The following is an 11,754-nucleotide window of genomic DNA, read 5'->3' as shown; positions in this document are numbered from 1 at the left end:
ATCGTTTCAAACGCGGTCGGGCAGTCCGTGTGTGCTTGTGGACGTATCCAAACGGGGAGATTTGAATACTTTGTATTCGGGTTTCTAGGGAGGACGGATGAAGCAAGAATCTCCGCACTTATAGGGCGGAGAGTGTCAAAGTCACTGTTAATCCAGGTTGATACTGCTACAGATGCAAACGCATTGAATGCAACTCTGGCGCTAGGGCGGACTGTTGGTTTAGCTGCTTATGATGCGGCTTATTTGGAATTGGCACTGCGGTTGGGATTGCCATTGACAACGCTTGATACTCGACTTGCGGAGGCGGCGAGGAGGTGTGGCGTGGAGTTGCTCATTGTTGATGAGGAAAGAGCCGGATAATGGATAGCTCCATTTCGAGGAGGGAGTAGTGTAATATTTCTTTCCCTCGAAACGGCGGGACTGAGGGCGGTTAATTTGACTTTTGCAAGAGGTAATGACCAATGGCCATTGACCATTGATCATTGACTAACTCACATTTCTGATGCTGAGGAACGACTGAAAAAGTTCGATAAGTAGGCAACTAAGACACCGATGAGAAAACCAGCGATATTACGGACTAAAGGTAGCCAGTCGGAAGTGCGGGTTACTACTGGCCCAATACCGAAAGCGATAAATAAGATTCCCCAGAGAGGAGAAAAAATTAAAGCCCATTGCCAAGCAACAATTTGTCCTTCACGCCGGGGTTGAGCGGCAAAACCACAAACAATCCCACCAATAATTGAGCTAATCAGCGTCAGAATCCACTGTTCTTTTGGTAGTCCAGGAACCACGCGACAACCACCTTGACGCAAACAAGTTTCAATTGATTCTAGAGCTTGTATGATTGCTCCGTCTTCCCCTTCGTCTCTTACAAAGTATAAGTTGCCAAAGCGTGTTTGTAGCTCTACCCAAAATGTGCGGGGTAGTAACTTGTAAACTGCATCGCCGACGTTAAAGTTAAGAATATTACCACCACTAGCATCAGCAACTAATAAAACACTCTTGTCATCGAGTTTCCAAAAGTTCTTAACTGCTAAACCCGGTGTACGGTCATACTGAGTTAAAACTCTCAACTTCCAGCCGGTTTGAGCTTCAAATTGTTCTAGTTTTTTAACAAGGTTTTCTTCTTGAACTGAGTTGAGGGATTTAGCTAAGTCTACGACTGGGGTTGGGGTGTCTGGTAGTAACTCTGGATTGTCGTAAGCATGAGCGTAGGGGGGATGTGTCACCCAAATTGACCCTGCCAAGAAAAATACTGCACAAAATACCAGAATTCGTCGCCAAAAACAATGCTGCATGGACTTTTTTATACGATTATCTACAGTAAACGTGAACAAGTTGTTTTAAAAGATGAGAGGAAAACAGAATAATTCTTTACACTTTTTAACTTTAATCTAATTTAAGTCATTAGTCACTTAGTCAATGGTCAATAGTCAATGGTCAATAGTCAATGGTCAATAAGGCTTGCTGAAGTGTGGGAGTATGTCACTCGGCGCGGATTTTAAACATTTGGGATGCTCCCAATGACAAAGGAGAAATGACCAATGACAAAATTAAAGCGGCTTTTGTGTAGGTATACCAACTGCACGGGGGAATTTAGCTGGTGTGGGTGCTATTTTCCGTAAGTGCAAACAGTGGCGGAGGCTATGACTTAATGGAGTTGTAAATTGATCGATCGCTTCTATTTCCCCACCAAGTTGTTTTACAGCATCTGTTAAAGCCGTAGTTTCATCTTCTGTCCAATTACCGCGATAAACTATGGCTAAACCACCTTGTTTGAGTAATGGCAAAGCATATTCCGCGCACACTGATGCATTACTAACAGCGCGAATCATGGCTACGTCATAGTTTTGGCGGTGCTGGGACTGTTGACCGATTTCCTCAACTCTACTAGTTAGTGTTTTCGTATTATCTAATTGCAACTCAGGTAGGATCTGTTCAAGAAAAACTGTTTTTTTGCGAGTAGAATCTAGAAGTGTGACGATGCAATCAGATAGTGCGATCGCCACAGGAATACCAGGAAAACCCGCGCCTGTACCAATATCAATAAAGTGGCGGGGTGGTGAAGTGAAATTTTTCTCCCCATTTCTTAGTAAGGGTGCAATTCCCCGCAGAGAATCCCAGAGATGTTTTTCCCAAAATTCCTGGGCGTCGGTGATTCTGGTTAAATTAAGCTTTTGATTACCTTCTAAAATCAATTCATACAACCTCTGCAATTGTATCTGCTGTTCGGCTGTCGGTTGCCAATTGAGAGTTTGCTGCCATATATCTGACAATTCTGGTAAAGAAGGCACGGTTAAGTCGTTCACAGTTTCACTCTTACCTTAACATTTTTACGAATAGGTGTTTGTAGTAAGCACTTTAGTGCTTAAAGGTCTTTATTTTAAAATTGGGATGTTCTCATTCTCTATGAATTAATGAAATGCTGTCGTTAGATCCAAAGTTAGTGTCGTTAGCAAATAGCAAAAAATGGTATTGCTGAATCAAGACATAAATTAACAATTTACGGGTATGTAGAGGTAGCAATGCTACGTCTCTACAAAAATGTATACAAACATAATTTCATGACCAAATTCAGCAACACCAAATTATCTATTTCCTTAAACCGCTTAAATTGCTTCTGCGAATCGTTTGTTAATTTCATCCCAGTTCAGGACGTTCCACCAAGCGTCTAAATAATCGGCGCGGCGGTTTTGGTATTTGAGGTAATAAGCATGTTCCCATACATCATTACCCATAATCGGATATTTGCCTTCGCTCAGAGGAGTATCTTGATTGGGTGTACTGACAACTTCCAGCTTGCCATTTTGATTGCGGACAAGCCAAGCCCAGCCACTACCAAAACGTTTACTACCTGCATCGTTGAATTGCTTTTTAAAATTTGCAAAACTGCCAAAATTTTCTTTGATAGCGTCTGCGATCGCCCCGGTTGGTTCACCACCACCATTGGGTTTCATGATCAGCCAAAACATCGAGTGGTTAATATGACCACCACCATTATTGCGTACCGTTGTGCGAATATCTTCAGGAATGCTGTTGAGATCACGCAGTAAATCTTCTACGCTTTTGTTTTTGAGTTCTGGATATTTGTCTAATGCTGCATTTAGATTTTTGACATAGGTTGCATGGTGTTTGTCATGATGGAAGCGCATTGTGGCTGCATCAATGTGTGGTTCTAGGGCATTGTAATCATAAGGCAAAGGTGGTAGTTGAATTGCCCCGGAATCATCTGATTTATTGGAACTTGCAGAAGTTGGAGAAGCTGAAGAAGTAGGAGAAGTGGGGTTAGGAGTGCTTGCAGAGGCGCAAGAATCTAAAGCAAAAGCGCCTACACCTGCACCAAGTAAAACTAGAAAATGCCGACGTTTAAGAGTCATAAGATTTACACCAAGCAAATACATTAGCAAAATTGGTTTGCAGTTATTATTTTCGTAGATTTTGGCCAATTAACTCCGTGATAATCTCTGTAGTGCTTCGCCTTGCAAGATTTGATGTGCTTGTGCAAGGATGCTAGGAATTTTGTCTGCATGGGGACTGCGACTCAGACATTGCTGTAAGTCTAACTTATCTATTTGCTCTGCTTTTTTACCCGGAAACCAGTGACTACCATTGCCAAGTAGGTTGTAGCGCATTTTGGCATAATCTATCATGTCGTAGGCGATCGCTAAATTCCATAGCCACAAAATTACCGGAATATTTACCTGTCCAGGAGTTTGCTCGTAGCTGGGTAAATTAACATGCCAGGTTTTAACCCAATCTTCTCCGAGAATGGTAATGGCTTCTTTCTCTAAACGTGTCAAAATTGGTGGCAAAATTTCCGAGTCTTGATCTAGCAAATCTAAAGCTTTCAGGTGTTCATCAAAGTCTGTGGGTTTTGCTGCTCCTAAACTTAAAGTATGTACTTGGGGATGACTGAGACAAAACAAATCATTAAACACCATTGGACTCAAAGGAGAACAAAGTTTAACTAATTTTTCTGGTGGATTATATAACTGTCCTCCCTTATCAGATGGACTAATAATAAACACACCCATGTCATGTGCAGTAGCAGCCTCAATAGCAGGCCAATTTACTTGATTAATGTAATACCAGTGCAAATTCACGTAATCGAATTGATTAGTGTTAATTGCTTGGATAATAGTATCTATTGAGCCATGGGTAGAAAAGCCGATAAACCTGACTTTACCTTGGGCTTGTAATTTTTGTGCCACTTCTAAACAACCACCCGGACGCATGGTGTAGTTCAAGAGTTCAGAATTATTTATACCGTGTATTCCCAGTAAATCAATATAATCTAAACGCAGATATTGTAGTGATTTCTCAAATTCGCTGCGAAATTTCTTTGCATCTGCCGCAGGACTGATTTTAGTCTGAACAATTAATTTGTCGCGGGGAAGCTGAGGTAAAATTTTACCCAACTGCATTTCCGAACTACCGTAACCACGAGCAGTTTCAATGTGATTAATGCCTAATTCTACGGAACGTTGAATTGTCGCTTCCAAATTTGCCTGACTATCACGGGGAATCAACCACTGTGGCACATCCTGCCATTTATATTGGTATCGCATACCTCCACAAGAAAACACAGGCATCTGTAAATCTGTACGACCAAATCTTCTGTATAGCATCAAAAGTATGGGTGTGAATAAACTCAATTTGGTTGTTTGTTGCTTGGGACAAATACCAAACAACAATTAACCACAAACTCATTGTAATTAAGTAGTACTCGTCATCCAATTTTGGATTTTAGATTTTGGATGAATAAAGACGTTGCAGTGCAACGTCTCTACATAATTGAAATGTCATTGTTGTCCAGTAATGATTTAGGAATGCTATGGATACTTAGTTTAACTGGTATAGTTTTAATCTTATGGAAAAAAATTGGAGAGTTTAGATAAGCTTAATTTCATGAATTTCTCTAGTTAATTGTGTAATAAATAACCTTATTTGTTACGTTTAATTACTAAGTGTCTTAAGTGTCTTAAATGTCCTTGAATTATCATTCAAGTTCTGAGAAATTAACGAATATCAACTTTGCAGATGTTACATAAAATATGACACTATATCAAGTGCAAAATCAGTGGGGTGGCTCTTCTGCTCCATGGAATGAAGGTGGCAAATGGGTGATTGGTGCTCGTTCTAACCAGAACATCGTCGCTATGGATGTGAAATCTGACGATGGCGGACAAACCCTCAATGGAACTATAACTTACCAAGGTGAAGGGCCTATTGGTTTTCGGGCTACACGGTTAGGTAGTAATAATTACACAGTAGAAAACCAATGGGGAGGAAGTTCCGCTCCTTGGAATCCCGGTGGTACATGGGTAATCGGTTATCGTGCTAACCAGAACGTAGTTGCGATCAATGTTCAGTCTAACGATGGTGGACAAACCCTCAATGGAAGCATGACTTACAAAGGTGAGGGGCCTATTGGTTTCAAAGGTACAAAGGCTGAAGGTGGTGCATATACAGTAGAAAATCAGTGGGGAGGAAGTTCAGCCCCTTGGAATGTAGGTGGTGTCTGGGCTTTGGGCTGTCGCAACAACCAAAATGTGGTTGCGATCGACATCAAATCTAATGATGGCGGCAAGACTTTTACCGGAACCATGACTTACAGTGGTGAAGGGCCTATCGGCTTCAAAGCAACTCTCTTAGGGAGCAACAACTACAACGTAGAGAATCAGTGGGGAGGCTCATCTGCTCCATGGAACCCAGGAGGCCTCTGGATTATCGGCTATCGTGAGAACCAAAATGTAGTTGCGCTCAACGTCAATTCCAATGATGGGGGCAAAACTTTGAACGGAACCATGACTTATGACGGAGAAGGGCCGATTGGCTTTAAGGGATCGCTGAATTGAAGCGAAAATAGACGATCAATTAAGTAAAAAGTAAAAAGTCAAAAAATCTCCATGAATAAATTCTCTTTATTGACACAAAGGGATATTTGTCTTTCTCCAATAAATGCAAGGGCTTGTATCTCTTGAGATAAACCTCGTCCATCTTGAAAAGAGGAGTTTTTCAAAAAGGACATTATGTAGGTTGGGTGGAACGGAGTGTAACCCAACATTAACCAGACTATAATGTTGGGTTTCGCTGTCGCTACACCCAACCTACAAAACTAAAGTTCTCAAAGTAGACGTGGTTTACATATTTTTTTGCTTTTTACTTTTGACTTTGAACTTAAAAGATGGTCTAGGTAATACCGATTCAACAAATATTAGCAACACATCTTAAGTTTAGAGACGCGCCGCTATTGGCGCGTCTTTCAAAATATCTTCTAAGAATAGAAATTAAAGTATATTTTATCGTTCTATTTTTCAGGTGAGTTCGACAAGTTCTGATTTGCTCTGTTGCCTAACGCCTCTGTGATATTAAGTAAAGAATGCGACAGATAAACTGACAGAACTATAATATGCACCAAAGAGTTTCCCAATCCAAAATCTATAGACGCACGAAGTGCGGCTTCTCGACAGAGTAATCCAAAATCTAAAATGGTATCATTTTGTAGCAAAGAGAGGTTGAGAGGGAGAAGTTCATCAAACTGGTGCATTTTTAAGAATATTTACGAATATACGTAATAACACGACGATTTGGTTTCTAATACTTTGTTAGATGCTATGTTCCGTATTTTTACTTGTTAGGGTTCTCTTCCATTATTAAAACAGGATACTGAGGATGATACAGCCGAGGCGTACATTCGTTCTCTTCACCTTGCCCATAGCAATTTTAGAAACTCTTGCATTTATCACTATTGCTCAAGCGCAAATCACACCAGATACTAGTCTGGGTACTGAAAATTCTATAGTTAATCCAGATGTGATTAATGGTATACCGAGCGATCGCATTGAAGGTGGTGCAACTCGCGGCTCAAGTCTATTCCATAGTTTTCAAGAATTTAATGTTGGCGAAGGTAGAGGAGCCTATTTTTCTAATCCGGCTAATATCACCAATATTCTCACCAGAGTCACAGGTGGTAATCCTTCTAATATTCTTGGTAAACTTGGTGTTCTAGGTAATGCAAATCTATTTTTACTCAACCCGAAAGGGATTTTTTTTGGCCCTAATGCCAGTTTAGATTTAGGTGGTTCATTTTTTGGAACCACAGCCGACAGTTTTATATTTAACAATAATTTTGAGTTTAGTGCGACGAACCCACAAGCAGTACCACTGTTAAGTGTAAATATTCCCATTGGTTTGCGGTTTCGGGAGAATCCTGGAAGTATTCGGATACAAGGTGATGGTCAGGGGTTGCGGTCATATACTGATGAGGTAATTAACACAATATCTGGACTACGAGTGCAACCAAATCAAACTTTGGCATTGGTAGGCGGTGATATCTTTTTAGAGGGAGCAACACTCAAAACTGCTGGTGGACGGATAGAATTGGGCAGTGTTGCAGGTTCTGGTTTAGTTAGCATTACACCTATCAACAAAGGTTTTGCTTTGGGATATGGTAATGTACAAAATTTTGGCAACATTCAATTATCTCAACAGGCGTCAGTAGATGCCAGTGGTCTTGGTGGTGGTGATATTCAGGTTTGGGGTAGGCGCATCACTCTTGCTAATGGTTCACAGATAGAAGCTAGTACTTTGGGAGATCAACAAGGTGGACTTCTATCAGTGAATGCAACTGAGCAACTTGAAGCAGTAGGTATTTCATCTGATGGGAGGTTTCCTAGTGCCTTGGCTACTCAAGCATACCCAGGAACAACCGGAGCCGCAGGAGATTTGATAGTTAACACTGGTGAGTTGCTTGTGCGAGATGGCGCACAAATTAGTGCCAGTACCTTTGGACAAGGAAACGCTGGAATTGTCAAAATTAATGCAACAGGTAATATCACCGCAGATGTTGGTAGCGAAATTTCTAGCGCTATTAACTTCTCTGGTGTAGGTAGTAGTGGTGGTATCGAAATAAATACTAAAAATCTTTTACTTACCAATAGTTCTCGAATTAATGCCAGCACCAATGGTCAAGGAAAAGCTGGAATTGTCAAAATTAATGCAACTGGTGATATCACCGTAGATGGTGGTAGCGAAATTTCTAGCACTGTTGACTCCTCTGCTATAGGCAATAGTGGTGGGATTGAAATAACTACCAATAATCTTTTTCTCACCGATGGTGCAGAAATTACTGCTAGCACCTTTGGCGAAGGAAACGCTGGAATTGTCAAAATTAATGCAACTGGCGATATCTCCGCAGATGGTGGTAGCGAAATTTCTAGCACAGTTGGATTCTTTGCTGAGGGTAATTCTAGTGGTATCGAAATAAATACCAAGAATCTTTTCCTTACCAATGGTGGTCAAATTAATGCCAGCACTTTTGGAATAGGAAATGCAGGGAGAGTTATCATTAATGCGACTGGCAATATCTTGGCTTCCGGTGAGAGTAACGATGGATTCCGAAGTGGAATTTTAAGCCAAGTCAACCAAACAGCAGAGGGAGATGCTGGTGGTATCCAAATAATTACCAAAGACCTGACTCTGAGTGATGGCGCATACATTAGTGCTAGCACTTTTGGAACTGGAGATGCAGGGAAAATTATCATTAATGCGACTGGTAATATCTCCGCTTCCGGTGAGAGTAACAAAGGATTTCCAGATGGAATTTTTAGTCAAGTCAGCCAAGAAACAGCAGAGGGAAATGCTGGTGGTATCGAAATAATTACCAAAGACCTTTCTCTGACTGAAGGTGCATTAATTTCTGCCACTACTTTTGGAACAGGAAATGCAGGGAAAGTTATCATTAATGCAACTGGTAAAATCTCTGTAGATGGTGAGGATAAGGAAGGATCTCGAAGTGGAATTTTTAGCCAAGTAGACCCAACAGCAGAGGGAAATTCTGGTGGTATCCAAATAAGTACTAAAGACCTTTCTCTGACTAATGGAGGACAAATTAGTGCCAGTACTTTAGGAACAGGAAATGCTGGCAGAATTATTATTAATGCAACTGGTAAAATCTCTGCTTCTGGTGAAACTAACAATGGAAGCAGCAGTGGAATTTTTAGCGAAGTATACTCAAGCGTAAAAGGAGATGCTGGTGGTATCCAAATAAGTACTAAAGACCTATCTCTGACTGATGGAGGACGAATAAGTGCTAGCACCTTTGGACAAGGAAATGCTGGGAGTGTGATCATTAATGCAACTGGTAAAATCTCTGCTTCTGGTGAAACTAAGAATGGAAGCAGAAGTGGAATATTTAGCCAAGTTGGTGAGTATGCACAGGGAAATTCTGATGGTATTCAAATAAGTGCCAAAGACCTTTTTTTAAGTGATGGGGGGCGAATTAATGCCAGCACTTTTGGAGATGGAAATGCTGGTATCATAATCATCAATGCTACTAACTTGGTTTCTATAGATGGTGAGAGTGATATTTTTAGTCGTGCAGAATCACCATACGAGGTTAATGCTGGTGGTATCCAGATAAATACCAAAGACCTTTCTCTAACTAATGGTGGACAAATTAGTGGTAGCACTTATGGAAATGGAAACGCAGGAAGAGTGTTTATTAATGCCACTGGCAATATTTCCATAGACGGTGAAGATAAACAAGGCTTTCTAAGTGGAATATTTAGCCGAGTTGTCGAAGATGCAAAGGGTAATTCTGGTGGTATCGAAATAAATACCAACAATCTTTCTCTGACTGATGGCGCAATAATTGATGCTAGCACTAGTGGAACGGGAAATGCTGGCAGTGTGATCATTAACGCAACTGGGAATATATCTGCTTCTGGTCAGACTAAAAATGGACGAAACAGTAGAATTTTTAGCGGTGTGACATCATCAGGTGTGGGCAATGCTGGTGGGATTAAAATTAATGCGCGATCGCTTTCCCTTTCTAATGGTGCGATACTGTCTGCAAATAGTGAAGGAACTGGTGCAGCAGGTAACATCGAAGTCACAACTGCAAAAGACATCCGGCTAAACAATCGGGCGTTGATTACTGCTACTACTAAGGGTGATCAAGGTAATATTTTTCTCAACTCCCGTGACTTAATCTTACGTCGCAATAGCAATATCACTACTAACGCCACAGGTACAGCCACAGGTGGAAACATCAGGATTGTGACTGGTAACTTTGTCGCTTTAGAAAACAGTGATATCACTGCAAATGCTGAAAAAGGTTTTGGAGGCAATATATTTATCAAAGCCGCTTATCGGTTCAGTAGTCCAGACAGTGATATCACTGCTGCTTCTGACCTTGGAACAGAGTTTAGTGGCACGGTACAAATAAACAATACAGATGTCAATCCCAGTCAGGGATTAATGCAATTACCAGATAATCCTACCGATGCAAGTAATCAAATTGCTCAAAATCCTTGTCAAAAAGGTTTTGGCAGTACATTTCTCATCACTGGACGGGGTGGTGTACCCTCTAGTCCCAATGATAGTTTTACTAATGACAATGTGCGTGTTGATTTAGCACAACCAGTTAGCAGTAGTAGTTTGCAAGCTGTTACAATCAACCAGCCAAAAAACTCTGCTACGACTAAAGAGATTGTCCCTGCTCGCGGATGGATATTCAATGAGAAAGGAGAAATAGTTCTGACTGCTTACGATGTTAATAGCATAGAGTTTCAGCGTCAGTATCTGCGCCAAAATACTGTCGGTTGCAGAGCATTTTAACTTAACTTGAAAGTGTGTAGGGGTGTAAGGGTATAGCGCCGTACACCCCTACAGTCAATCTAATATGTATCAGGATTTTTGTGAAAAGATGTTAGATCCGAACTAACTGTCGTTAGATCACAAACTCTTGTCGTTAGATCCAAACTAACTGTCGTTAGTTCTACATTTTTCGCACTACAGGTTGACCTTCTTTGACTTCGCCAATTAAAACGAGATCCACGCAATTAACAAAAATACCATTCTCCAAAACACCGGGAATGTTGTTTAATGTTTTTTCGAGGTTAACTGGATCTTCAATAGAGTCAAATTTGACGTCTATTACCATATTGCCTTGGTCTGTGATCACAGGCCCGGCTTTTTTCACACCCATTCGCAGTTCTGGTTTACCGCCAAGTTGTGCAACCGCGTGCATGACAGGGGTGATGGCCATTGGTATGACTTCGACTGGTACAGCAAAAACTGAACCCAGGCGATCGACCAATTTACCAGCATCCACAACAACAATAAACTGATCTGCTAAGTAATCGACAACCTTTTCGCGGGTATGTGCTGCGCCACCACCTTTGATTAAATTCTTCTGTGGATCAACTTCATCAGCACCATCAATTGCAATATCAATGTGGTCAATTGCATCTAAAGTAGTTAGTGGAATACCGTATTCCTTCGCTAGTACTTCTGCTTGAAAAGAGGTGGGAACACCCACAATATCTTTGATCTCGCCAGACTTAAGGCGTTCTCCAATATATTGAATCGCATAAGCTGTGGTTGAACCTGTACCTAAACCGACGATAGAACCAGATTTGACTAAATCGGCGGCGGCTTTACCAACTTGTTGCTTCATCAATTTTACGGGGTCTGCTGCTGCGGTCATTCCCAAGGCTCCTGAAAAACTGACTTATTCTACAAATAATAGTAGGGGAGAAGAGGGGCATGGAAGAAAAGAAACAACCAAGTTTGTAGTAAGCACTTTAGTGCTTAATATTTAAAGGAGTGACATACTCCTACACTGATGCAAGCATACAGTGTAGGCTTCTCATCCAATCCGGCTACTGCTTAGGAGGCGATGAGCTTTGTTTTGAGTCCACGGAATGCCCTACCGCAGACTATGATTTCTTACCTTGTAACCCTACA

At 41.1% G+C, this 11,754-nt stretch carries 8 protein-coding genes; 3 read left to right on the top strand and 5 right to left on the bottom strand.

Annotated elements, in window-relative coordinates; genetic code table 11:
• Positions 1–360 (top strand): type II toxin-antitoxin system VapC family toxin (locus ACE1AT_RS03525; RefSeq protein ID WP_374865924.1); only part of this gene is annotated, 360 nt, incomplete at its 5' end.
• A gap of 131 nt (positions 361–491) precedes the next feature.
• Here the strand turns inward: ACE1AT_RS03525 and ACE1AT_RS03520 are convergent.
• The 4 genes from ACE1AT_RS03520 to ACE1AT_RS03505 form a co-directional block, all read right to left on the bottom strand.
• Positions 492–1,298 carry a TPM domain-containing protein gene (locus ACE1AT_RS03520; RefSeq protein WP_374865923.1) on the bottom strand — a complete coding sequence of 269 codons (807 nt, stop codon included), beginning with the start codon at positions 1,296–1,298 and terminating at the stop codon, positions 492–494.
• A 255-nt stretch (positions 1,299–1,553) separates the two neighbouring features.
• Entirely contained in the window at positions 1,554–2,309 is a 756-nt protein-coding gene (gene rsmG, locus ACE1AT_RS03515) for a 16S rRNA (guanine(527)-N(7))-methyltransferase RsmG (RefSeq protein WP_374865922.1), read from the bottom strand.
• 300 nt (positions 2,310–2,609) lie between these two features.
• Complete coding sequence (locus ACE1AT_RS03510; protein ID WP_374865921.1) at positions 2,610–3,377, bottom strand: superoxide dismutase; 768 nt, start codon at positions 3,375–3,377, stop codon at positions 2,610–2,612.
• Between the two features lie 69 nt (positions 3,378–3,446).
• Complete coding sequence (locus tag ACE1AT_RS03505) at positions 3,447–4,628, bottom strand: aldo/keto reductase (RefSeq protein ID WP_374865920.1); 1,182 nt, start codon at positions 4,626–4,628, stop codon at positions 3,447–3,449.
• Positions 4,629–5,054: 426 nt separating this feature from the next.
• Between ACE1AT_RS03505 and ACE1AT_RS03500 the strand changes: the two genes are divergently transcribed.
• Both ACE1AT_RS03500 and ACE1AT_RS03495 read left to right on the top strand, forming a co-directional pair.
• Positions 5,055–5,858, top strand: a complete 804-nt coding sequence (locus ACE1AT_RS03500) for a lectin ESA-2 (protein WP_374865919.1) — start codon at positions 5,055–5,057, stop codon at positions 5,856–5,858.
• An 817-nt stretch (positions 5,859–6,675) separates the two neighbouring features.
• Complete coding sequence (locus tag ACE1AT_RS03495; protein ID WP_374865918.1) at positions 6,676–10,623, top strand: filamentous hemagglutinin N-terminal domain-containing protein; 3,948 nt, start codon at positions 6,676–6,678, stop codon at positions 10,621–10,623.
• A 160-nt stretch (positions 10,624–10,783) separates the two neighbouring features.
• Here ACE1AT_RS03495 and rpiA read toward each other — a convergent pair whose 3' ends face one another.
• Positions 10,784–11,494: a ribose-5-phosphate isomerase RpiA gene (gene rpiA / locus ACE1AT_RS03490; protein ID WP_374865917.1), complete on the bottom strand. Its 711-nt coding sequence runs from the start codon at positions 11,492–11,494 to the stop codon at positions 10,784–10,786.
• Between the last annotated feature and the right edge of the window lie 260 nt (positions 11,495–11,754).

It is taken from the genome of Pelatocladus sp. BLCC-F211, from assembly GCF_041928655.1.
Lineage (GTDB): Bacteria > Cyanobacteriota > Cyanobacteriia > Cyanobacteriales > Nostocaceae > Pelatocladus.
Note: the sequence above shows the minus strand (reverse complement) of the source record. Positions and strands in the feature narration are given on the sequence as shown.